17 protein-coding genes and 1 pseudogene are annotated in these 23124 nt (G+C 59.7%); 16 read left to right on the forward strand and 2 right to left on the reverse strand.

From position 1 onward, the window contains the following. Window positions 1–588: 588 nt before the first annotated feature. The 10 genes from OKW45_RS00195 (at window position 589) to OKW45_RS00240 (ending at window position 12477) form a co-directional block, all read left to right on the forward strand. Window positions 589–2781 carry a 3-hydroxyacyl-CoA dehydrogenase NAD-binding domain-containing protein gene (locus tag OKW45_RS00195; protein WP_429465123.1) on the forward strand — a complete coding sequence of 731 codons (2193 nt, stop codon included), beginning with the start codon at window positions 589–591 and terminating at the stop codon, window positions 2779–2781. Window positions 2782–2810: 29 nt separating this feature from the next. Further along, entirely contained in the window at window positions 2811–3104 is a 294-nt protein-coding gene (locus OKW45_RS00200; protein WP_018424270.1) for a PhlB family protein, read from the forward strand. Further along, window positions 3097–4218, forward strand: coding sequence for a thiolase family protein (locus tag OKW45_RS00205; protein ID WP_429465125.1), 1122 nt, complete (start codon window positions 3097–3099; stop codon window positions 4216–4218). Before OKW45_RS00200 ends, OKW45_RS00205 begins: the two co-directional genes overlap by 8 nt. A gap of 778 nt (window positions 4219–4996) precedes the next feature. After that, a complete protein-coding gene (locus tag OKW45_RS00210) occupies window positions 4997–6367 on the forward strand; it encodes an MFS transporter (protein WP_429465127.1) in 1371 nt (456 codons plus the stop codon). 399 nt (window positions 6368–6766) lie between these two features. Next, the gene (locus OKW45_RS00215) at window positions 6767–8005 is read left to right on the forward strand and encodes an ABC transporter substrate-binding protein (protein WP_429465129.1); all 1239 of its coding nucleotides are present in this window, start codon (window positions 6767–6769) and stop codon (window positions 8003–8005) included. Between the two features lie 104 nt (window positions 8006–8109). Then, the gene (locus OKW45_RS00220) at window positions 8110–8928 is read left to right on the forward strand and encodes an ABC transporter ATP-binding protein (RefSeq protein ID WP_429469169.1); all 819 of its coding nucleotides are present in this window, start codon (window positions 8110–8112) and stop codon (window positions 8926–8928) included. Continuing rightward, entirely contained in the window at window positions 8912–9628 is a 717-nt protein-coding gene (locus tag OKW45_RS00225; protein ID WP_026226494.1) for an ABC transporter ATP-binding protein, read from the forward strand. The genes OKW45_RS00220 and OKW45_RS00225 overlap by 17 nt, the downstream gene beginning before the upstream one ends. 2 nt (window positions 9629–9630) lie before the next feature. After that, complete coding sequence (locus OKW45_RS00230; protein WP_429465132.1) at window positions 9631–10503, forward strand: branched-chain amino acid ABC transporter permease; 873 nt, start codon at window positions 9631–9633, stop codon at window positions 10501–10503. Between the two features lie 2 nt (window positions 10504–10505). Then, entirely contained in the window at window positions 10506–11495 is a 990-nt protein-coding gene (locus OKW45_RS00235) for a branched-chain amino acid ABC transporter permease (protein WP_429465134.1), read from the forward strand. 154 nt (window positions 11496–11649) lie between these two features. Beyond that, complete coding sequence (locus tag OKW45_RS00240) at window positions 11650–12477, forward strand: SDR family NAD(P)-dependent oxidoreductase (protein ID WP_429465136.1); 828 nt, start codon at window positions 11650–11652, stop codon at window positions 12475–12477. Window positions 12478–12562: 85 nt separating this feature from the next. Here the strand turns inward: OKW45_RS00240 and OKW45_RS00245 are convergent, their stop codons facing one another. Next, entirely contained in the window at window positions 12563–12973 is a 411-nt protein-coding gene (locus tag OKW45_RS00245; RefSeq protein ID WP_429465138.1) for a winged helix-turn-helix transcriptional regulator, read from the reverse strand. A 184-nt stretch (window positions 12974–13157) separates the two neighbouring features. Here OKW45_RS00245 and OKW45_RS00250 point away from each other — a divergent pair. Both OKW45_RS00250 and OKW45_RS00255 read left to right on the forward strand, forming a co-directional pair. Then, window positions 13158–14191 (forward strand): annotated as a pseudogene (locus tag OKW45_RS00250) (NADH:flavin oxidoreductase). Window positions 14192–14272: 81 nt separating this feature from the next. After that, on the forward strand, window positions 14273–15034 hold the full coding sequence (locus OKW45_RS00255) for an SDR family NAD(P)-dependent oxidoreductase (protein ID WP_018424282.1): 762 nt from the start codon (window positions 14273–14275) through the stop codon (window positions 15032–15034). A gap of 553 nt (window positions 15035–15587) precedes the next feature. Here the strand turns inward: OKW45_RS00255 and OKW45_RS00260 are convergent. After that, complete coding sequence (locus tag OKW45_RS00260; RefSeq protein ID WP_026226497.1) at window positions 15588–16265, reverse strand: nitroreductase; 678 nt, start codon at window positions 16263–16265, stop codon at window positions 15588–15590. A 271-nt stretch (window positions 16266–16536) separates the two neighbouring features. Here OKW45_RS00260 and OKW45_RS00265 point away from each other — a divergent pair, with 271 nt between their 5' ends. From OKW45_RS00265 to OKW45_RS00280, 4 genes are all read left to right on the forward strand, one after another. Beyond that, on the forward strand, window positions 16537–18072 hold the full coding sequence (locus OKW45_RS00265) for a class I adenylate-forming enzyme family protein (RefSeq protein ID WP_429465140.1): 1536 nt from the start codon (window positions 16537–16539) through the stop codon (window positions 18070–18072). A gap of 561 nt (window positions 18073–18633) precedes the next feature. Further along, a complete protein-coding gene (locus OKW45_RS00270) occupies window positions 18634–20250 on the forward strand; it encodes a flavin-containing monooxygenase (protein ID WP_429465142.1) in 1617 nt (538 codons plus the stop codon). Between the two features lie 24 nt (window positions 20251–20274). Then, the gene (locus tag OKW45_RS00275) at window positions 20275–21240 is read left to right on the forward strand and encodes an NAD-dependent epimerase/dehydratase family protein (RefSeq protein WP_018424287.1); all 966 of its coding nucleotides are present in this window, start codon (window positions 20275–20277) and stop codon (window positions 21238–21240) included. Window positions 21241–21793: 553 nt separating this feature from the next. Beyond that, the gene (locus OKW45_RS00280; RefSeq protein ID WP_018424289.1) at window positions 21794–22504 is read left to right on the forward strand and encodes a TetR/AcrR family transcriptional regulator; all 711 of its coding nucleotides are present in this window, start codon (window positions 21794–21796) and stop codon (window positions 22502–22504) included. Window positions 22505–23124 lie beyond the last annotated feature (620 nt).

Here is a 23124-nt window from a genome sequence, read left to right on the forward strand (position 1 = left end):
CGACTGACGAGACAGGTCGCCTGCAAGCGTCGGAGCCGATATCGCGGACACGGCGCAGCTATGACTGAATAGGTTTGCCTTGGCCTCCGACCGCTGGCCACCGGCCAAGGTTGCCGTTCCGCGACAAAGTGTTCTCTGCGCAATCCCCGGGATCGACTGGATGCCGCTGCGCCGGACAGAGAGATCCGGAAAGTTCTGCAGGGTGTGGACGTCCGCAAGGAGTCCGCCGAGTGCGCTCGCCAGGCGCGCGGTCGTCCTGCTCGGGTTCAATTGATTGAACCCAGATTCACCATCAAAATTCCCGGTTTGGCGCCATGCGAGCAGTCCTTGATCGCCTGTCCGGCGAGTTCGATTTCGCCCAGGGCGGGTGGCTGCGCGCCCTAGCTGGGCACGCTTGACGGCACCGCGCTTTGAAGGGAAAACCCTACGTGAATCACCATTTACTTTAATTGGTGAATCATGGTTTACTTCTATCCAACGGACCTGCCAGCCTCATGGCCGTTAAGCGCAGAGCAATGCTCACGAGAGGCCCCGCTCAAGGGACATCACGTCATCGGATTGGCGTCAAAGGGATCGCTTTTATGCGCCATGCCGCTGTCCGAATTGGGTTTGTCCGCACCGGGACCTGCAACGGCAACGAACAAAGGGAACGAAGAAGTGATCGATTACGAGCTAGACAAGGATGGCATCGCATACATCATCTGGAACAACCCGGACGGTCCTGTGAACGTCAAGACCCCGGCGGCCATCGATGCGTTCGCACGCGCCGTCGACCGCGCCATCAACGATGACGCAGTGAAAGGGGCATTGATCCGGTCGGCAAAGCGCGACTACGTCGCGGGCGGCGACCTGACGGCGCTTTACGCAATCCAGACGCCGGAAGAAGCTCAGGCTATGGTGGCTCCGGTTGGCGCGTGCCTACGCGCGATCGAGCGCACGTCCAAGCCGTTCGTCGCAGTCATCACGGGCTCGGCGCTTGGAGGAGGGCTCGAAGTTGCGCTCGCCTGCCACCGAAGAGTGGCAAGCGACGACGCGCGAGTGCAGCTTGGCTGTCCGGAAGTCAAACTTGGGCTGATCCCGGGTGCGGGTGGCACGCAACGGTTGCCGCGACTCATAGGAATCGCGCCCGCGACAAAGATGTTGCTTGAAGGGAAGCCCGTAGGCGTGCAGGAGGCACTCGGCTGCGGCCTCGTGGATGAGATCGTTCCCGCGGACCAGGCATTGGATGCCGCACGCAGGTGGGTGCTTGATCACCCATCAGCACAGCAAGCGTGGGATCGCGAAGGGTTCCAGTACCCGGGATTCCAGCCGCACTCGGCCGAAGGCCAAGCATTCTTCGCCAAAGCGTGCGCGGAGCGACAGCGCAAATCGCCTCCGGAAGATGTCGCGCCCCACGCCGTCCTGGAGGTGCTGCGGGAGGGATTGGCTGTCGACATCGATGCAGGGCTCGCGATCGAAGCCCGCCGTTTCGGGACGGTGGCGATTTCTCCCTCCGCAAAGAATCGCATTCGTACACAGTTCATCGCAACGGGCGCAGTCAGGAAAGCAGGCCGGTCCGGAGCCGGTGTGGCGACGTTCACTCCAACGCGCATCGGGGTCGTGGGTGCCGGGACAATGGGAGGCGGTATCGCTCTGGTGTGTGCCAGGTCCGGCATAGAGACCGTGCTAGTCGATCGCACAGACGAAGAGGCGCGCAAGGGACTGGATCGCATCACCAAGACGCTGGACGCTGCAGTGGCGCGACAACTGATGGGGCAGGAGGAACGCGACGAGGCCCTCTCCCGCATCGAAGCCACGACGGACTTCGGGCGCCTCGAGGGATGCCAGGCCGTCGTCGAAGCAGTAGCGGAGATCGCGGAAGTGAAGAACGCGGTGTTCGGGAAGATTTTCGACGCGGCGGGTGCGGACGTCCTCGTGGCGAGCAACACCTCGACCCTATCGATCACGAAGATGGCCGAGACGGTTCAGACATCTCGAAACTTCATCGGCTTGCACTTCTTCGCCCCGGTGGACCGGATGGCACTCGTGGAAGTCGTGATGGGCAGTCAGACGAGCGCTGAGTCGCTCGCTCGCTCACAGTCCCTGCTGAAGTTGCTCGGTAAGACGCCTGTCGTGGTCAACGATGGGCCAGGCTTCTATACATCACGCGTGGTCGCGGCCTACTCGCGCGAAGCGCTGCAGATGCTGGGCGAAGGTATCTCGCCAGAGTTGATCGACAAAGCGGCGGCGATGGCCGGGTTCCCCATCGGACCTTTGGCCATGGGCGACCTCACTTCCTACGATCTGCTGAAGGACATCTTGACCAGCCTTGCGAAGGCCGGACGGGGCACGGCCGTGCAGTCGCAGCCGGCGCTCGATGTGATCGATCGGTTGCTGCGGGCTGGACGAGTTGGACGCAAGGGTGCCGGGGGCGTCTACAGCTATGGACCCACGGGCAAGACCGTGTGGGACGAACTCCCGTCGGTTTTCCCCCCGCAGCAGCAACAACCGAACGCGAGTGTGGTGATGGAGCGATTGCTGAACATGCAGTCTATCGAAACCTCGCACGTGGTCGCCGAAGGCATCGCGAGCGATCCACTCGCACTGGATCTGGGTGCGGTGCTTGGGTGGAGCTATCCCGCATTCCGAGGTGGCGTGCTGGCGCATATCGACCAGGTGGGGCTCCGCCAGTTCGTGAAACGCAGCGATGAGATGGCGACGGAGTTCGGCCCCCGCTACGTCGTTCCACCACTCCTGCGCGAGATGGCCGCATCGGGCGCTTCATTTCACTCTTCGCACTAGTCGGTTTTATCGGAAACAGGAGAAACAACTTGCCAGTCGTACAACTCAAAGCGGCCCGCGACTCCAGTACGAGCCAAGTCTATGTGCCGCCCCGCAGCCTCGTTGCCGACGGCTCCCTGCGGGAGCCGGACCTGATCGAAGTTCCCGCGCAGGGGCTGTTGTATAGCGCCACCACCTTCAATGGCCAGGCCTATGGGATCGTGGATCTCGACTGCGGCGCTCGTATCCAGGCCCTTCTTGCGGAAGGCACCGATCGTATCGGGGATCGCGTGATCGCGAAAACCGGTGACACCAACAATGAGACGAGATTCTCCCATGAATGACGTTTTTATCGCAGGCGTGGGCATGGTCCCGTTCGGCAATCACGGACCGGGCGTTGGCGTGAAGCTGGGGTGCGATGCTGCTCTCGCGGCATTGCAAGACGCCCATTTGACCTACGCCGATATTGACGCCGTGGTTGTCGGTACCGCGCATCCCCTGTCGCCGCGAGGAATCTTTGTCGCTAAAGAACTCGGGCTAACGGGCGTGCCAGTCCAGCACGTCACCAACGCATCCGCCACCGGGCTGTCGGCGATGCACTGCGCTCGGCAGGCAATTCTCTCGGGCGATGCACGACGCGTGCTCGTCGTGGGCATGGACTCGCCGCAAAAGGCAGTACCGGTAGAGGACATCATCGTGGCTGAAGGGAACTTGCCACCGGTCGTTTCGTTCGCACTCTGGGCCAAACGTCGCATGCATGAAGCGGGCACCACGCGCGAGCACCTTGCCGCCATCACGGCAAAGAATTGGAACTATGCGCGGGAGAACCCTTTCGCTGCCCGCCGCGCTCCCGAGCCGGTCACGATCGAGCGGGTGCTAGGCAGCCGCATGATTGCTGATCCGTTCACGTCGATGATGTGCACGCCTTGGGGAGAAGGTGCGGCCGCGGCCGTGCTGTGCAGCGACGACGGTTGGCCGGTGGGCGCGACGCAACCCCGGATACGTCTGGCCGGCAGCGCATTCGGAAGCGACGCGTACTCCCCTGAATTAATCCTCGAGGGCGCGATTGTGGGTCCGCCGGAACTTTCGCAGCGAACCGCGGCTCAGGCGTTGACCCAGGCATCAGTGAAACGCGCCGATGTGGACGTCGTGCAGGTGCACGATGCATTCGCCGTGGAGGAACTGATGTATTACGAACTCCTCGGGTTCTCCAAACCGGGCCAGACGGAAGCGTTAGTCGGCGAAGGGGCATTCGGACCCGCTTCGCGGGAGCGCTTTGGCCTGCCGGAGTTTTCAACCGACGGCGGACTGCTTGCGCGGGGTCATCCGGGTGGACCGACGGGCCTCGCACAGATTTGGGAAACAGTGCGGCGCCTGCGCGGCAAGGACCGTGTAGGCATGTGCCATCTGCTTGGAGCCGGCTCCGTCTGCGTGGTCCAGGTGCTGGTGCGCGACTAAGGATTTAAGCGCGATAAGTAGTGTCGGTTTAATTTCGCATATTCAGTTGGTTAGCGGATTGCGGCATTTCCGGGAGTGATGGATCGGGCCGCAAAGCGCGCGAGATCTCCGTTTTCTCGCACATCGGAGGCCGAAAGAATCTGTAGCAGGGCGCAGAGTAATTCGATTCCCTGTCCTACAAATTGCATCGCGGCTACGGTAATAGGATCGATCCCGATCAAGGGAAATGAAGGAAGAGACGATGGCTAGCACAGGAAAACCTCTGCGTTTGATGGTCGAAAATTGGCTCGCACCGAATCGGGCGATGGCGGTTCGAGTCATCGAGTTCGGGCACTTCCGCTCACATCGGGGGGGCTATGTACGCGTCGAGGCACTTTGGCCGACGGGCTCGGTTTCAATGTTTTTCTTTCGCCACCGTGACGGCACATGGAACGTATTCCCGCCTAACCCCGAACGGCCTGCGATGGGTGTTTACTTGCACGCAGCGTGATTGCGGTACATGCGGGGACTCCTGTTAAGGTCTACCGCCCCAGGTCGCCCAAACCGGAAAGGATCGCAAATGCTGAACTCGAAATTGAAATCGTGGACACCCATGAAACCCTCGAAACCCGCATCTCAGGTGCTCACCGGCCTGGGGATCTCAAATAAACCGGACACTACTGAAGTGCGACCCAAATGATGTGCAAGCTAAGTCGGAGAAATTCGGCGTCAGCTATTGCTCGTGCCCCTGAGAGGTCCTCGATAACTGTACGTCACTATCAAATAATGGAGACAAACGGTGCCAAACATAGATGGAAGATCTGCGGGGGGCGTAGTAAGCGGAATTGCAGTCCCGAGTTCGACAAGTCGCGTCGGTCGTTTTCAGGCCATTGTCGTTCTGATATGTGTCCTCGTAAATGCGGTCGACGGATACGACATATTGGTGATGTCCTTCGCCGCTCCGGCTATTGCGAAGGCGTGGTCATTGTCCGGCAGCCAGCTTGGGATGGCGTTTAGCGCGGGCTTGTTCGGCATCTTGATCGGCACTGTCGTACTTTCGCCCTGGTCGGACCGGTTCGGGCGCCGTCCACTGGTAATCGGCTCGCTGATCCTGGTTTCGGTCGGGATGGTCCTTTCCGCGCTCGCGCCGACGTTGATAATTTTTTTTATGACGCGTGCGCTCACTGGAGTCGGCGTTGGAGGGTTGCTTTCGAGCACCGCCGTGCTAGTGGCGGAGTATGCGCCGGATCGGCACAGGAGTAGTGCAATTAGCCTTCTCGGTGTCGGTTACTCAATCGGTGCGATGGCCGGCGGCCTTGTTGCGCGGTGGTTGCTGGAAACCTTCGGCTGGCGATCCAGTTTTCTTGCAGGAGCCTGCTTGTCAGCTTTCATGCTTGCACTGGCTGCCGCATTCCTGCCGGAATCGGTGGATTTCCTGCTGGCCAGAAGACCGAAAAGAGCGCTGCGGCTGCTTAACCGCATTCTGCGCCGCATGAAGTGCCATGAAATATCGGCGCTTCCTCCACGCGTCGCAACAGTGATGAAAAGTAGATCAGGCGTCGGGCGATTGCTTGATCGGAAGTACCGCACCAGGACTCTCCTTATCTGGAGCGCGTTTTTTCTGCATCTGATGGGTCTTTACTTTCTTCTCAGTTGGACACCGAAGCTTTTGGCCGTGTCGACCTCGACGCAATCCGTGGCAGTTCACGCAGGCGTTGCGTTGAACATTGGAGGAATTATGGGAAGCCTGGCATTCAGTGTCCTCTCTCCATTTTTCGATCTGAGGAAGCTAACAGTATTTCTGTTTGGGATAACCGCTATCGCAACGGTCTTATTCGGAAAGGGTATGACAAATCCTGCGCTGGTTCTGCCTCTTGCCGTTGCGGTGGGAATGCTTTCGTTTGGGGCGCTGGCAGGCATCTACTCGCTAGCACCGACTGCCTATGAGACTGAAAGTAGGGGGACAGGAGTGGGATGGGCGCTCGGCATGGGACGCGTCGGTGCCATGATCTCGCCGTTTGCCGCTGGAGTGCTGCTCGACACCGGCAGCGGCGGTCACGCGCTCTACACTGTTTTTGCCGTGCCCTTCGCGCTCGCCGCGGTGGCGGTTTTTATGCTCGGTAGATCCGGTCTTCAAATAGCAATGAAACAAGAAATCAGTCCCGGTTAAAGGCCTTCACCCGATTTCGGTGTCTTCGAGCATTGGCGGTCCCGAGATCGCGAGCGGCCGGTGCTCGAGGCGGTGGAACCGTGGGCCGCCTTCGCGGCAAAGGGTTGCATGGGCATGTGCCAGTCGCTCGGTCTCGGTCTCGGCTTCGGTTGCGCGACCTAGGTGCCTGTGCGCAAGTAGGCGATACGCCCTGCAATAGGTGAATGGCCGTTAAAGCGCTGTTGCGCGGCAGACGGTCGACCTCGTCATGTCATGAAAGCAAGATAGACATCGGGTAAATGCCGGGTAAATCGCGATTTACTTTTAGACATGGCCGTGGCTTACTTTAACCAGTCGCACATGGCCGGATCAAGGCGGCACCGACCGCCGGCGAAGCTTGCCGTCAACAAGGAGACAGACATGCATTTTCAAAACAGGGGTTGCTTAGGGGCTTTGACTGCCGCGTTGGTAGCGGCACTGCTCAGTTCGCATGCCATGGCAGAGAAACGCTATGACAGAGGTGCGAGCGACACCGAAATCAAGATCGGGCAGACATGGGCGCTCAGCGGTCCAGTCGCATCGGAGGCCTACGAAACGAAAGTGCAGGCCGCGTATTTCGAGCGCCTGAACGAGAAAGGCGGTATCAATGGCCGGAAAATCCGATTCATCACGTTGGACGATGGCTACAGCCCGCCGCGAACCATGGAGCAGACGAGAAAGCTGGTAGAGGAGGATGGCGTTTTGTTCATTGCCCTGCCTTTTGGGTCGCCGACCAATGCGGCAACTCAACGTTACCTCAACGCTGCCAAGGTGCCTCAGATCCTCGTGACGAGCGGAGGGTCTCGATTCGTTGACGCAAAGACGTGGCCCTGGACGACCGCCGCATTGCCCGCTTATCAACGGGAGGGCGCCATCTATGGGCGCTACGTTGCCCAGATGGCGGCAGACCCGGCTTCCTCCTTGCACGCTCCGAAGGTTGGAATCCTCTATCAAAACGATGATTTCGGCCGGGATTTCGTCAAAGGCGTGAAAGCGGGCATGGGCGCCAAAGCCGCCTCGCTGATCGTAAAAGAAGTGAGCTACGAGCCCACTGATCCAACGCTCGACTCGCAATTGATTTCGCTGAAGGCATCTGGCGCCAACGTCTTTATGAACTTCACCACGGGACGTGCAACGAGCCTGTCCATCCGCAGAGCATATGAAATCGGCTGGAGGCCGCTGCAGATCCTCGACTCGCCCTGGGCATCGATCGAAGCGGTGCTGAAACCCGTTGGCCTCGAAAAGTCCACAGGCATCATCACTGCGAGTTACTTCAAGGAGCCGAGCGATCCTGCCTACTCCAACGAACCCAGCATGGTGCAGTTCGTTGAGTTCATGAAGAAGTATGTGCCGGACGTAAATCCCCGGTCCAGGAATGCGGCCATCGCCTATTTTGATGCCTCGCTTCTGGCCAGAATCATCAAGCAATCCGGCGACGACCTCACTCGTGCCAACATCATCAAGCAGGCTACCAGTTTGAGCAAAGTAGCCAGTCCCTTCTTGCTGCCTGGGATCACCGTGAACGCCAGCGATTCGGATCGCGATCCCATCAAGCAATTCCAGATTGTTCGCTTTGATGGGACCAAATGGGTGCCGCAAGGCGCGCTTCTTTCGAATTGAAATACCGCGGCGTATGGATTCTGATGAATGATCACGACCACAGCACAGTCGAACGCGACGGAGCGATCCGCCAACGAGCGCCAAGCGTTCTTGGAGGGGCGGTGATGGACGCTGAAAACATGGCGATGATTGGCTCTTGCCTACCTCTTCTGCGCATCAGGGATGTCAGCGTCCGATTCGGAGGCGTCGTCGCCCTCGACAAGGTCTCCTTCGACGTCGAAGCCGGACAAATTTGCGGGCTCATCGGGCCGAACGGAGCAGGCAAGAGCACGTTATTCAACTGCTTGTCGAGACTGTACGACTGCAACGAGGGAAGCGTCGAAGTCGGCGGCATATCCACACTTTCGAAGCCCAAGCACGAGATCGCGCACATGGGTATAGGTCGCACGTTCCAGAACCTTGCGCTCTTTAAGACCATGTCTGTGCGTGAGAACGTGCTTCTCGGCGTGCATGGCCGGGTGCAACCGCGTTTCTTAGCAAGCGCTTGGCGATTTCGTTCTGAACGCGTTGTCGAAGCGGACCATCAGCGGCGCGCGCAGGAGGTTATCGATAGCCTGGGGCTGGCGGCCGTCGCGGAACGCACGGTGTCGGAGCTGCCCTTTGGCACACAGAAGAGAGTGGAGATGGCGAGGGCCCTCATATCGCGTCCTCGCTTACTTCTACTTGATGAGCCCGCGTGCGGTCTCAATCACGAGGAAGTCGAGGCGCTGGGGCGGCTCCTGCAAGATGTACGGCAGCGGTTCAAGCTCGCGGTGCTGCTCGTGGAACACCACATGGGTTTGGTGATGTCAATTTCCGACAAGGTGGTCGCGTTGAATTTCGGCCGCAAGATTGCCGAAGGCACGCCGGAAGCGGTACGCGGTGATGGTCGAGTTATCGAGGCCTACCTGGGCAAGTCAGCGGAGCATTCCTATGTTGCTTGACGTGAATCAGCTCGCGGCCAGGTACGGCTCAACAAGCGTGCTCCATGGTGTTGATCTTCAGGTGGATAACGGCGAGATCTGCGCTCTGCTCGGTGCCAATGGAGCGGGCAAAACAACCACCTTGCGTGCCTTGTGCCAGTTGATGGTGAAGACCGAAGGTACGGTGACTTTTGGCGGGCAAAGAATTGATGGCTTTACAACCGAGCGAATCGCAAGGGCAGGAGTGGCTCATGTTCCAGATGGACGAGGAACTTTCCTTGGATTGACCACCGAAGAAAACCTGTTACTTGGAGCAAGTTCCCGAGGCGGGGCGCGGGCCATCGCTTCCGATATCGAGAGAATGTACGGCTACTTTCCGCGCCTTCGCGAGCGCCGTAAGCAGCAGGCCGGCACGCTCTCCGGCGGCGAGCAGCAAATGCTGGCGATTGGGCGGGCGCTAATGGGGCGTCCAAAACTGCTGATGCTAGATGAACCCTCGTTCGGCCTGGCCCCCCTCGTCGTTCAGGACATCTTCAACATCATGCGGCGGATCAACAGGGAGGAGGGCATGGCGATCTTGTTGATCGAACAGAACGCCAACATCGCGCTGGATCTAGCGCACCGCGCTTACCTGATTGAACAAGGCCGCATCGTCATGAGCGGCAAAGCGGACGACCTGCGTAAGAACGAGCGCATTCGTCAAGCCTATCTAGGGGACTGAGAATGGAAGCATTTGACCAACAGCTTCTTGCTGGGGTAGGCACAGGCAGCATCTATGCGATCGTGGCGCTCGCGCTCGCAGTGATCTATCAGGCGACCCATCACGTGAACTTCGCTCAGGGGGAAATGGCGATGTTCTCGACGTATCTCGCATGGGTATTGATCCAAGCTGGCGTTCCGTACTGGGCCGCGTTCTTCGTGACTGTCGCAGCTTCCTTCGTCATGGGGGCAGTGTTGGAGTTGGCCGTGATTCGACCTCTTCGTGACGCCCCGGATCTGTCCATGGTGGTGGTATTCATCGGCCTGCTGGTGACCTTCCACGGCATGGCCGGCTGGCTCTTCGGCTATGACAGCCACGACTTCCCCAGTCCGTTTGCCAATCTGCCGTGGGGATTTCCGCAGCTGTTGTCGGCTCATCAGGCCGGCTCGATTGCCTTGACATTCTTCTTAGTCGCCTTGTTATTCGTGTTTTTTTACAGAACGAGCCTCGGATTGAAAATGCGTGCGGTTGCGCAAAATCGCGTTTCCTCTCAGTTGGTCGGCATTTCTGTCGGCAAGATGCTGATGCTAGGGTGGGGCCTCGCCGGAGCGATCGGCGCTGTATCGGGCTTATTGGTCGCGCCGATGGTTTTCCTGGACCCGTCCATGATGATGGGGGCGGTTCTCTATGCATTCGCCGGCGCCTTGTTGGGCGGGATCGGCAATCCCGCTGGCGCCGTTGTCGGAGGATTCCTGGTCGGAATTGCTGAAAACCTGTTGGGGACCTATGTCGTTGGCACCGATCTAAAGCTATCGATAGCCCTGTTGCTAATTGTGGTCATTCTGATTTTTGCGCCGGACGGCCTGTTTGGCCGCCGTGTCGTCACGAGGGTTTAATCATGAGCAATTTCCTCGATCGTGCATATACCGCACAGCGCGCCGTTGGCGTTCCGTTCCGGCTTTGCTGGGCGGGATTGTTCGTGGTCGCAGCGGGCGTGCTCTTTGTCGGAAACGGGTATCAGCTTTTTCAAGCGACGATGTTGCTGGCGTATGCGGTCTCTCTACTCGGCCTAAACCTGCTTACCGGCTACAACGGGCAAATCTCCCTCGGACATGGCGCATTCTTTGGCATTGGTGCTTACACAGTTGCGATTCTCATGGATCGATTGGGTCTGCCCTACTGGCTAGTGGTACCGCTGGCCGGAATCGTCTCGCTGGTCATTGGTTACGCATTTGCCTGGCCAGCACTCAAGCTCGATGGAATCTACCTGGCGTTAGCCACTTTTGGCCTTGGCGTTGCTACTCCACAGCTTTTGAAGTGCCGCCTACTCGAACAATGGACAGGCGGTGTTCAAGGCATTGCAGTGATCAAGCCAGAGGTGCCACTGGGGTTGCCTTTGTCGCAGGATCAGTGGCTGTTTCTGTATGCGGTTTTAATCTGCGCGATCGTGTTCTGGATGGCCAACAACCTTCTTCGGGGGGCTGCCGGTCGCTCCATGCGTGCGATCCGTGACCATGCACTGGCGGCCGAGGCAACAGGTCTTAACATAGCGAGCCTCAAAACGAAGACCTTTGCCTTGTCCGCTGCTTATACGGGCGTGGGTGGCGCCCTTTCAGCACTGGCCGTGCAGTTCGTGGCGCCCGATTCGTTCTCCATGTTTCTGTCAATCACTCTCCTGGTCGGGATTGTCGTGGGAGGTGTCGGAACGCTGTGGGGCGCCGCTTTCGGCGCGGTCTTCATTATGGTGATACCTGCTTTTTCGGAGAGCGTTTCCAAGTCAGCCCCTTGGGTCGTGTATGGGGTGCTTCTGATTGTTTCAGTCTATGTTCTTCCTGGTGGCATCGCGGCCTTGGGCAATCGCTATCGTCTGATGAGGTCGCACCGCTAATGTCCGTGCGCCGAGCCCAAAGAAGACAAAGAGAAAGTGACATGAAGAAGATAAATGCAGCCGGTTTGGCAGCGCCGGCAATCCGCGTCGGATTCGTTCGATCCAATACGTCGCGATGCGGATTGATTCGTTGTGACTGTAAGGGCGGTGCGCGATGATGTCGACGGATAGCACACCACAGAGCGGTCTGCCCGGCGCTCTCTTTGACCTGGCCGGCAGGAAAGTTGTCGTGACCGGTGCTGCATCCGGCTTGGGCCGTATTTTTGCCGAAGCGCTTTCCCAATCTGGCGCAGCGGTGGCTTGGGTCGATCGCGAGGCGGAGGCGCTCGCGGCCTGCGAGGCCGTAGGCGTCTGCGATTGCCGCGTTGTCGCTGATCTTGGCGACGAAGCGGGCGTTTCACAGATGGCAGAAAAAGTCCTTGCCTGGTGTGGCGGAAAGCTAGACGTGCTGATCAACAACGCTGGCATCGCAACTCGGCCCGGGCGTTTGCTGGACGTCCAGGCGAAGGACTGGGATCGTGTCTTCGCGATCAACTTGCGCGGCGCCTTCCTGGTTACGCAGGCACTGCTGCCGGCATTGATTCAGAGCGGGCGCGGTTCAGTGGTGAACATCAGTTCTTATCTCGGCACCGTCGGTGTCTACCCAGGCTTCCCAGTCACCGCGATTCCCTATGCGGCATCTAAAGCCGGACTGGTTGGCTTCACGCGGCAGCTCGCAATCGAGTATGCGGCCGAGCACGTGCGGGCGAACGCGATCGCGCCGGGCTGGCATAGTGGCACGCGCCTTGGACGTGAGCGCGACACGACGGGTGGCGCCGCGGCCGTCGCGCAGATGGACGCCTTTGTCGAGAGGGAGGTGCCGCTCGGCTATAGAGGTAGGCCGGCTGATCTGGTGGGCCTTGTCATCTACCTTGCGAGCGATGCCTCGAGCTATGTCACGGGTCAAGTGTTTGTTCATGATGGCGGCATAACCGCCCGCTAACTCAGTGAGGTGAGCCTAACCCGTTCGGCGGTGGTGTCCCGGTCGCCCTCACAGGCCCTGGTCGACAGGGCCTGCAGGTCGCGCATCAAGCAAACTGCCGATGTTCTGATCCTTCCGCCAACGCGCTTCCGCCCGCCGCCGCGTCGAATGCCTGGCGCGCGGCCTCGACCTCGGAAAACTTGGTGAGCGTCCACTCATGCAGTGCCCGCAATGGCGGCTGCAACGTGCGCCCAAGTGGCGTGATCTGATATTGCACCGCCACCGGAGACAGCGAAACGACTGTCCTCGAGACCAGGCCGTTGCGCTCGAGCCGGCGAAGACTCTGGGTGAGCGCCTTCTGCGTGACGCCTTCTAGGCGCCGCCGGATGGCGTTGAAACGCTGCGGCCCGTCGTCCAGCACGGCCAGCACCATCATCGACCACTTGTCCGCGATCTGGTCGAAGAGTGCGCGGCTGGGACAGTCAGACGAAAAGCATTTCAGTTCGGGAACGGGCATGGTGGTTTCCTTCGATACACCTGGGCGACTTCAGGTGCCTGATTGACGGCAGGTATCAAACATATACCATGATGCCTTTGTTTGCAACGGAGCCTGTTCAATGTCTCACCCCGATACCAGCACCCTGTTTCGTCCCTTCTCAATCCGCTCGCTCAACCTGAAGAACCGGATCGTCATGGCCCCGATGACGCGGCTCTTTGCCCCCGAGGGCGTGCCTGGCGACGCGAATGTCGCCTATTACCGGCGCCGCGCGGAAGGGCGCGTGGGGCTTATTCTGTCCGAAGGGACGGTCGTTGACCGTCCTGCATCACGCAACGACGGCGGCATTCCGTTGTTTCATGGCGAGGCCGCGCTAGCCGGTTGGAAAGATGTGATCGATGCCGTCCACGACGCAGGCGGACGTATGGCGCCTCAGATCTGGCACACCGGTTCCACCCGTTACATCAACAACTGGGAGCCTGATGCGCCGGTCGAGAGCCCATCCGGGCTAGTCGCGCCCGGCGATCCTCGCGGCGTGGCTATGACCGAAGAGGACATCGCGGATACGGTTGCCGCCTTCGCCAACGCGGCAAGAGATGCCAAAGCGCTCGGCTTCGACGCGGCAGAGATCCATGGCGCCCATGGCTATCTGATCGACCAGTTTTTTTGGCCGGGGACCAACCAGCGACCGATCGCTATGGCGGGCCGACGGTCAAGGAGCGGTCCCGCTTCGCAAGTGAGATTGTCGCTGCCGTGCGCGACGCCGTCGGTCCGGATTTCCCGATCATCATGCGGTTCAGTCAGTGGAAGCAGCAGGATTTGAGCGTGCGGGTCGCCGAGACCCCGGCGATCATGGAGGACTGGCTACTGCCGCTGGTTGAAGCCGGGGTCGATGTCCTGCACTGCTCGCAGCGACGCTTCTGGGAACCCGAGTTTCCTGAGATCGATGGCGAAAACGGGCTAAATTTTGCCGGCTGGGCCAAGAAGGTGACGGGTGCCGCGACGATCAGCGTCGGATCGGTCGGGCTTGAAAAGGATTTCGCCACCGCCTTTTCCGGCGAGGGATCGACCCCTGCGAGCCTGGACCGTCTCGTCGAGCGAATGGAACGCGACGAGTTCGATCTGATCGCCGTTGGCAGGGCCATTCTCCACGACCCAAGCTGGGTCAAAAAGGTTGAACACGGCCAATACGGCGCGCTGAAAGGGTTCGACGCGGCAGCGCTCGCCGAATTGGTCTGACGGTGAGTTCGAGGACGGGAACATTCTTCGAACCCGTCCTCTTCGTTATTCGGACTTCATACTTTCCTATGGATGAAGGAAATGCCCAACCTTTTGGACTACACGGATAAAGTTGTGCTGATCACCGGCGGCGCTACCGGGATCGGACAAGCGACCGCGAAAGCGTTCGCCGGCCAAGGCGCGAAGGTCGTGATCGGAGACGTCAACGAGGGCGCGACGGAAACCGTTGCGCAGATCAAGCGGGCTGGCGGCGAGGCCTTGTTCGTGCGGACCGACGTAAGCGATCCTGCTTCGGTCGAAGCCCTCGTCAAGGCCACGGTCGATACCTACGGCCGCCTCGACTGCGCGTTCAACAACGCCGGCATCCTGCCGACAGCCACCCCCCTCGCCGAAATGTCGGTCGCGGACTTCGACAAGGTCATCTCGATCGACTTGCGCGGCGTGTTTCTCTGCCTGAAGTATCAGATCTCGCACATGCTGACGGCGGGGGGCGGCTCGATCGTCAACACGGCCTCAGTGGCCGGGCTGATCGCAGGCCGGAACACGTCTTCCTACGTCGCCGCCAAGCATGGCGTGATCGGTCTTACAAAGGCAGCCGCGCTCGACTATGCCACTCAGGGCATCCGCGTGAATGCCATCGCTCCTGGCCTGGTCGCCACTGCCATGACCAAGGGTTGGTTGGAAGACGCTGATTTCAGTCGAAGATTGTTGCAGACCATCCCGCTCGCCCGCCCAGCGGAGCCTGAGGAAATGTCTGGCATGGTGCTTTTCCTCAGCTCGTCCCAAGCGTCGTTCATCACGGGGCAGACCTTCACCGTCGATGGCGGGCAAGTCCCCCGCTGATCGCGGTGCCGCCCGTTATCCAGAATCATGGAGCGAGACAACGTGCTTGGAGAGCGGGGAGGCCAGTTGACTTGGGAGCACTGTTCGATCGGCTAGACGTGAATGGGAGTGTGCCCGGTGCGGCCCCGGGCGCTCCTCATCGTCGGCGGCGCAGGTGGCGTCGGCTCAATCGCCGTCCAACTTGCACGCGTCCTGACCGATATCACCGTCATCGCCACCGCCTCGCGGCCCGAGACGATCGAGTGGGTTCGGTCGCTCGGCGCACATCTTGTCGTCGATCATTCGGCATCACCGGCCAGGGGTCGAGGCGCTGTCGCTCAATGCGCCACCGGCTCTCGTGTTCTGCACGACGAACACCTATGCGCACCTCGCCGACATCGTGGAATGGATCGCGCCGCAGCGCCGCTTTGCGTTGTTCGACGCCCCAGCGGTGCTGGACGTCAATCCCCTCATGCCCAAAAGCGTCTCGACGCATCGGAGTTCGTGTTCATGCGGTCGCTGTTCGGAACGGCCGATATCGGCGCGCAGGGGCAGCTTCTCGCTTTCTCCGGCGTCAATCGATCCAGGTCACCACTTCGTCGAGCGGAGCACGTCCCGTCCTGAAATTGTTCGCTGCGTGAGCGGTGTCTTCGTACCCGAAAGAGATGCCTGCCACCACATTTCGATCGTCGGAAATACCCAGATGGGAACGTATGAACTGTGGATACGAGGCCAAGGCTGCTTGCGGCGCAGAGGCTACTCCAAGATCCTGTGCCGCAAGGATGAAGTTCGCCAGGTAGGCGCCGGCGTCGACGGCACCGTACGTGCCGAGACAACGGTGGGTCGTGATGATCGCCACGTGTGGAGCGCCAAAAAAACGGAAGTTCTCCAGCGTTTGACGCGCCGAACCTTCGCGATCGCCCTTTTTGACGCCCACGCTTTCATAGAGCCGCCAGCCGCATTCCCGACGGCGATCTTTCAAGACACCTTCATAGGACTGCGGAAATTCAAAGTCGGGCGCAATCGGTTCGTTTTTCTGAGCGAAGCGGGTGTACGCCTCTCGGAATGTATCGGCGGCGTCACCCGAAACGATGGTCACCTGCCAGGGCTGCACGTTGCCCCACGAAGGTGTTCGCTGCGCGGCCTCCAGAATGGACTCGATGGTGCTGCGCGCGACGGGAATCGGCAGAAAGGCTCTGCAGGTGTGTCGACGAGAAATCAAATCGTTTAGTGTGTTCGGCGGGCGGGTCATGACGCTGAAGAATGGTTGTTTAAAGTAAATCAGAATTTACACGCAAATCTTGGCCGGTGCAACGAAGAAACGGCATCAATGTGATAGGGTTTTCCACGGTAATTCACGATTTACTTTTAAGGATGGATGGTGAGACAATTCGCTGTGGAAGCGGACAAGCTTGCGGCAAACCACCTTTTCGGCTTCGGATGTGCGGCGGGGCTTCGGCCATGAAACCCGAGTTCGCCTGTTCGACTGAATCTTCAGTTTTTACGACCATGGAGCGCCATTTATGATGTCGACGGCAGCGCTGCGCAGAGCGGCGAGCATTTGTCCAAAAGGGCTGGCCATTTCCAGTGGTGACGAACGGCGCACCTGGCCCGAGCTGTTGGGACGAGTCTCAGCGCTGGCTGGCGCCCTGCAATCTGCGGGGCTCGAGCGTGGTGACCGGGTAGCCACGCTGGCGAGGAATTCGCCTCGCTATTTTGAACTCCTGATGGCGATCTGGTGGGCGGGTGGAGTGATTGTTCCCCTCAACACGCGTTTGGCCTTCGGGGAGCTTCGTCACATCGTGGAGCACTCCGATTCCGTGCTGCTGTTCAGTGACGAGTCGTTCGAGGAGTTCGGAGCGCGGATGGCTGAGGTTCTGCCGTCTCTAAAGGAATTCATCCGCTTCGACGACGCGCGGTATGCGGCGATGATCGAGCACCCGCGTGTTGAGGATGCTTGCGGTGACCTCAATTCGCTAGCCGGGATCTGCTACACAGGGGGGACGACCGGACTACCCAAGGGAGTGGAGTTGACGCACCTGAACTTCAGCTTCGCCGCGATGAGCCTGCATCGCGAACTCGAGTACAACCAGGACACGGTCTATCTCCATTCGACGCCGATGTTCCATTTGGGAGACCTTGCAAATGGGCTGGCTGTGACGCTTGGCGGCGGCACGCACAGCTTCATAGCGCAATTCAAGCCGGAGGTTTTCTATCGGCGCCTGCGCGACGATGGTGTCACGCACGTTCAGCTCGTCCCAACGATGGTTGCGATGGTCCTGGACGGGCCCGAGCGCGATGACGAGCTTCTATCGCGAATTCGCTCGATCCAGTACGGTGCTGCTCCGATATCGCAGGCGTTGCTTGCTCGAATGCTGCAGGCCTTTCCCAATGCGCGGATCAACCAGTTCTATGGAATGACCGAGGCATGCGGAGGCATTTGTAGCTTGCCCCCCGACCGGCATGTCTTGAGCGGCCCCAAGGCGGGAAAGCTGAAATCGGCAGGGCAGGCGTTGCCCGGCTTTGAGATCCGTATTGGGAGCGATCAATCTCGCCCATGCAAACCGGGTGAAGCGGCGGAGATCCTGCTGCGCGGCCCGGCTATCATGCGCGGTTATTGGAAGGCGCCCGAGAAGACCGCCCAGACGCTCGTTGACGGTTGGCTCTATTCCGGTGATGCGGGCTATCTAGACGAGGACGGTTTTCTGTACATCGTCGATCGGATAAAGGACATGATCATCAGTGGTGGCGAGAACATCTATTGCGCCGAAGTCGAGAACGCGTTGGCTTCGCACCCTTCGGTAGACGCCTGCGCAGTCTTGGGTCTGCCCGATGAGCGCTGGGGAGATCGGGTGCATGCCGCGGTTGTTCCGAAACCTGGCGCGAGTTTGAGCATCTCAGAACTGGACGCACATTGCCGGGCGCAGATTGCCGGCTACAAGGTTCCACGCAGCTACGACATCCGCAGCGAGCCGTTACCACTCTCAAGTATCGGCAAAGTTCAAAAGAACCAACTGCGGGAAGCATGGCTTGCCGCTGAAAAGAGCAGAGCCGGTTAGCCGAAAACCGCATCGGACGGAATCTCTCCCACCGAAGTTACTTGTCCTCAGACCTTAGTTGGCTGCGGCGTATGACGCATTGCTGATCGACTCCTTCATCTTGAAATAGTAGGACCACCGGGAGTTGAATCCGCCTGCGCCATGACGTCCGCGGCCTTCGCGGCGGCAAAGCCATCGATGTCGCGCGCATGGCGCGCTGCTTGATCGCCTCTCGCTTTGGTCTGCACGCATGGCCGCGACTCTCCCGCGGTGAAGGGGCGGCAGGGTCGGCTAACCAAGCGCCTGTTCAACGAAGCTACCATCACTTCAAATAAGGGTTTCCGATAAATGAATCTAGATTTACTTTTTGTGCGCCATGCATTGTAATACGTTTCATGGGCCACGCTGGACCCATCACCGTGCACGGAAATCGGAGGATTTCAGGGCAGGTGTTTAGGCACCGCGTGGGGAGGGCTGCTCGAAGATATCACCGCGCGCGCGGGCTGCATCGAACGCCCGATGCTCCTGCGGTGCGATCGCAGCGCGCTACTGCTTTGTCAACCTGAATCGGAAGACCCCGGAATGAATGCATCAAATCAACAAAAGTCGCTTGATGTCGTCATCGTCGGGGCCGGCTTCGCCGGCCTCTACCAGTTGCACCGCGCCCGCAAGGCGGGCCTGACTGCCCGCGTGATCGAGGCCGGCGAGGACGTCGGCGGCACCTGGTACTGGAACCGCTACCCCGGCGCGCGGTGCGACGTAGAAAGCCTCGACTACTCATTTTCCTTCGACAAGGAGCTCGAACAGGAATGGACCTGGAGCGAGCGCTACGCGACACAGCCGGAAATTTTGCGTTACATCCGCCACGTCGCCGAGCGATTCGACCTGCGGCGGGACATCCAGTTTCGCACGCGTGTGACGCGGGCAGTATTTGACGAACGGGCAAAGCGATGGACCCTGGAGACAGACGCGGGCGAGTCATTCGACGCGCAGTTCTGTGTTATGGCCACTGGATGCCTTTCGATCGCGCAAGCCCCGAATTTCAAGGGCCTGCACAGCTTCGCCGGCACCTGGTATCACAGCGCCGATTGGCCGAAACAGGGCGTGGATTTCGCTGGCAAGCGGGTAGGGGTGATAGGCACCGGTTCTAGCGGTGTGCAGATGATTCCGTTGATCGCGGAGCAGGCCGACCATTTGACAGTCTTCCAGCGCACCGCCAACTTCAGCGTGCCGGCGCAGAACGAGCCGCTCGACGATGAGGCCGTCCGCCATGCCAAGGCCCACTACCGTGAGCGGCGGGCCCGCGCGAGAGACGCCAACAACGGCCTGTATCTGGAGGCAGTCGACAAATCGGCCCTCGAGGTTTCAGAAGAGGAGCGGCTGCGCGAGTTCGAGTTCCGCTGGCGCGGTGCCGGTGGTGGATTCCGGATGCTCCGCGCATTCAATGACCTGCTGGTCAATGAAAAAGCCAACGAGTATGTCTCCGACTTCGTACGCTCCAAGATCCGTGCGATCGTGCGCGATCCGAAGGTGGCCGAGCTGCTTTGCCCCAAGAAGGAGCTGCGCTTCGGCACGAAGCGCCTTTGTGTGGACTCCGGCTACTACGAAACATTCAACCGCCCCAACGTGACGCTGGTCGACGTGAAGGCTGCGCCGATCGAGGAAGTGACCCCGCGTGGGCTGCGCACGAGCGCCCAAGTGTATGAGCTGGACATCCTCGTGTTCGCGACCGGTTTCGACGCCATGACGGGTGCGCTGCGTGCCATCGACATCCGCGGAGTCGGAGGCGTGACGCTGGGGGAAAGGTGGCAGCACGGTCCACGCACCTACCTGGGCGTATCGTGCGCGGGCTTTCCGAACATGTTCATCATCGCGGGGCCCGGCAGCCCATCGGTGCTCAGCAACGTCGTGCACTCCATCGAAGAGCACGTCGATTGGGTCACTCGGCTCATTCAGCACGCGCGTGAGACCAAAAGGGCCTACGTCGCTTGCGACCTCGAGGCGGAGAACGAGTGGGTTCACCATGTCAACGAGGTGGCCGATCGCACCCTCTACCCACGCGGCAATTCGTGGTACGTCGGCGCCAATATCCCCGGCAAGCCTCGAATCTTCATGCCCTACGTGGGCGGGGTACCGGCTTACCGCAAGATTCTGAACGAGGTGGCCGATGCCGGATACCGCGGGTTCGTGCTCTCCTGAAAAACGGATAAAAGGAAGTCCTGAATGAAAACGCTTGTCTTGGGCGGTACTGGCTTCATAGGGATGCATGTCGCGCGCGAGCTTGCCGCGAGGGGCGAAGAGATTGTGATTGCAGGTGCCAGAGCTGAACGCTCGCCTGCGGAACTCGGGGAGTTTTTCGGAGAAGCCCCGCAGCAGGAACGAATTGATTTGACGGTCAGCTATGACGTCTTCGATGCGATTGCCCGTATCAAGCCGGATAAGGTATTCGATGCGTCGGGGTATGCCCCAAAATCGATGTCGCCGGCGCGTGAAGTGCATTTACGAACGGCTTGTGCGCTCAATGTGATCGAAGCCTGTCGAATCATGAATGTCGGACAACTTACGATCACCAGTTCCAGCGACATCTACTGGGGCCTGGACTCAAAATACTATCCGTATAGCGAGGCAGGCCCGATCGCCATCACTGAGCAGAAGGACCATCACTACATTCAGGCCGGCCCCAAGAAGTTGCTCGAGGCGATCGCCGCCATCTTTCAGCGCCAGACGGAACTCGACATCCGAATCGTGAGAATCGACGGCACATACGGGCCGCTCTATAACAAGATGATCAATGTCGTCGCGCGGATGGTTCATGCCGCCGTGCGCGGCGTCGCCATGGATCTGACCTCAGACAAAGGGCGCTTGCCATGCGCGGACATGGCTTGGGACTTCAACTATGTCAAGGACCACGCATACGGCATGGCGCTGGTCCACCAGGCGATTGCCCCGGAGCACAAGGTCTACAACGTGGGCAGTGGCAAAACCACGCGGCTGGATGAATTCGCTGACGCAGTCAACGCGCTGTTCCCAGGCGCGATACCGCCGTTGCCGCTGCACCCTCATGGGCCTTCGAGCGACCAACGCTATTTGGACATAACGCGCGTGCGTGCGCTCGGCTATGAACCACGATGGTCGGTTGCGACCGGGGTTGCTGATTACGTGCAATGGCTGCAATCCCACGACGTCTGATTTTGGTGCTCGAGGGCAGCGCAAGGCAATGAGGTCAGTGGGCCGCTGGCCCACGCGGTGGGGGTCATGGGCGTTGCGGCCGCCGGGAAGTCGGCCCCGCGCATGACGACCTCGCGCGCGCGGGCGGCCGAATTTCTGGACGCCGCCACTTTCGATGGCCTGCGCATCCGGCTTTCCCGACCTAACGACTCCAAGCACCCCACCTGCAAAAGTGAACAATAAATTCTGCGGTGCTCATCCCCCCGTTGCCCCGCCAGTGGTGGCTGGACGCTCTCGGCATGGCCGAAAGGGTCTGTAGGATTTCGATGCCGGAAAAAGTGAATCTGAATTACAATTACGCCTCCCGGGGACCTCAGCGGAAATTCCGGTCCATGCGGCTCAGGCGGTGTTTTGACACCCACTCGGGGGTTGAATCTGGAGGGGGCGGGCGCCTAGGCGTGAACTGGATTCCTTGAGACTGAGTGATGTCGAAAAGCCGTTGGGCAGCGGGAAGCCGCAATTGATGAATGTTCCGGCCAAGTGCCGGCCAGACTAATGGACGATTGTTCTCGTTATGGACGAACTCATCGAGCCGGCGACCCGGCGCACACCGAAAGGCAATACGACGCGAGAAGCGATCAAGCTTGCGGCGAAACGCGCGTTGGCAGCAGATGGGTTTTCGAATGCGAAAATTGCCGACATCATGGCGAGTGCCAACCGCTCGCCGGGTGCATTCTACAAATACTATCCAAGCAAGGAAGCACTGCTACACGAGCTGCTTGACGAATTTCGCACGCGCCTCAAGGCGGAAGTAAACCGCCCCTTGAGCACGCGTGGGGACCCGCTCGAACACCTGAAAGAGCGGTTAGGAGCGTTCTGGAAGATCTATCGCGATGATTGGCCTGTGGCAACTGCAGCATTTCAGATGTCGATGGCGGATCGTGAGTTCGCTCGTGCATGGCATGGTGTGAGGCAACAGGGCATACGAGGCATGTCAAGCGTGATCAAGCTCCTCCAAAAGGAAGGCTATTGCCCCGGGCTCGATAGCGAACTGATTGCTTCGGCACTGTGTTCGATGCTCGAATACACCGGCTACAACTGGACTGCGCGCGCCGGTGACTTTCCAGATCGGCTGATCGATGACGGGGCCGCTATTGAGGTACTGACTCGACTGGTCCTGAACGGTGTGAGAGGAGGCCCCGCTGAGACAACAGCCGCGTCTCCCGCAGACAAGGAACCCGGCCGCGATCCGGTACGGCGTCGTGCAAAATCGGAGCGCAGCTGAGCCGGCGAATCTTGTGCAGTGGTTGAGGCCTCGAGAAGCATGGGGGCCAGGGGCGACGCGCGAAGTCGCGTTCAGCGCATGGATGTTTCGGGGTCCGGCTGCGCCACCCAGTTGGTGATCCTCTGTGCCGTCGGCTCGAGAACTCGCGCATCAAATGTCCGGGCGTGCGCCCAGTCTTCGCGAACTCCACATCTCCGCGTGGAGATCCGTCGCATGAGGCTTTCGATGCTTGCCCGTGCCGACATTTCCCTCATCCAAGAGCAGAGTCCGTCTTTCGTGGCTCAACTCAACCTCGACTGACCCCTATCGTTGCGCTTCGTGTATTGGGACGGGCAGCGGTGTCTAACGGTTCACCCCCGATTCTTCGCGTCTGCGCAGCACAAACTCGCAGTCGTTACTGGAAGCACAGTTCGGGTAAACCAAAAGTGAATTGCAATTTACTTATGGCCACTGATAGGCTCTAATAGCTACCAAAGGGCCGAACTTCCAAACGGCCACTGTGATGACACTGTAGGGTCTCGCTCTTGACCCTTAGCGGCTTGCCGAAGGATGCATGACGTTCTTGCCAAGGAGGGCTAGGAAGTGCGCCGCAAGGGGGGCGGTAACGCCCACGCCAAACA

Origin of the sequence: Paraburkholderia lebeckiae (assembly GCF_050436225.1) — a bacterium.
Lineage (GTDB): Bacteria > Pseudomonadota > Gammaproteobacteria > Burkholderiales > Burkholderiaceae > Paraburkholderia > Paraburkholderia tuberum.

Excerpts from the sequence above, each read along its gene's own strand:
- OKW45_RS00230 (WP_429465132.1), top strand. The coding sequence starts at position 9,631 with ATGGAAGCATTTGACCAACAGCTTCTTGCTGGGGTAGGCACAGGCAGC.
- OKW45_RS00195 (WP_429465123.1), top strand. The coding sequence starts at position 589 with ATGCCGCTGTCCGAATTGGGTTTGTCCGCACCGGGACCTGCAACGGCA.
- OKW45_RS00280 (WP_018424289.1), top strand. The coding sequence starts at position 21,794 with ATGGACGAACTCATCGAGCCGGCGACCCGGCGCACACCGAAAGGCAAT.
- OKW45_RS00215 (WP_429465129.1), top strand. The coding sequence starts at position 6,767 with ATGCATTTTCAAAACAGGGGTTGCTTAGGGGCTTTGACTGCCGCGTTG.
- OKW45_RS00255 (WP_018424282.1), top strand. The coding sequence starts at position 14,273 with ATGCCCAACCTTTTGGACTACACGGATAAAGTTGTGCTGATCACCGGC.
- OKW45_RS00235 (WP_429465134.1), top strand. The coding sequence starts at position 10,506 with ATGAGCAATTTCCTCGATCGTGCATATACCGCACAGCGCGCCGTTGGC.
- OKW45_RS00260 (WP_026226497.1), bottom strand. The coding sequence starts at position 16,265 with ATGACCCGCCCGCCGAACACACTAAACGATTTGATTTCTCGTCGACAC.
- OKW45_RS00240 (WP_429465136.1), top strand. The coding sequence starts at position 11,650 with ATGATGTCGACGGATAGCACACCACAGAGCGGTCTGCCCGGCGCTCTC.
- OKW45_RS00205 (WP_429465125.1), top strand. The coding sequence starts at position 3,097 with ATGAATGACGTTTTTATCGCAGGCGTGGGCATGGTCCCGTTCGGCAAT.
- OKW45_RS00220 (WP_429469169.1), top strand. The coding sequence starts at position 8,110 with ATGGACGCTGAAAACATGGCGATGATTGGCTCTTGCCTACCTCTTCTG.
- OKW45_RS00245 (WP_429465138.1), bottom strand. The coding sequence starts at position 12,973 with ATGCCCGTTCCCGAACTGAAATGCTTTTCGTCTGACTGTCCCAGCCGC.
- OKW45_RS00265 (WP_429465140.1), top strand. The coding sequence starts at position 16,537 with ATGATGTCGACGGCAGCGCTGCGCAGAGCGGCGAGCATTTGTCCAAAA.
- OKW45_RS00275 (WP_018424287.1), top strand. The coding sequence starts at position 20,275 with ATGAAAACGCTTGTCTTGGGCGGTACTGGCTTCATAGGGATGCATGTC.
- OKW45_RS00270 (WP_429465142.1), top strand. The coding sequence starts at position 18,634 with ATGAATGCATCAAATCAACAAAAGTCGCTTGATGTCGTCATCGTCGGG.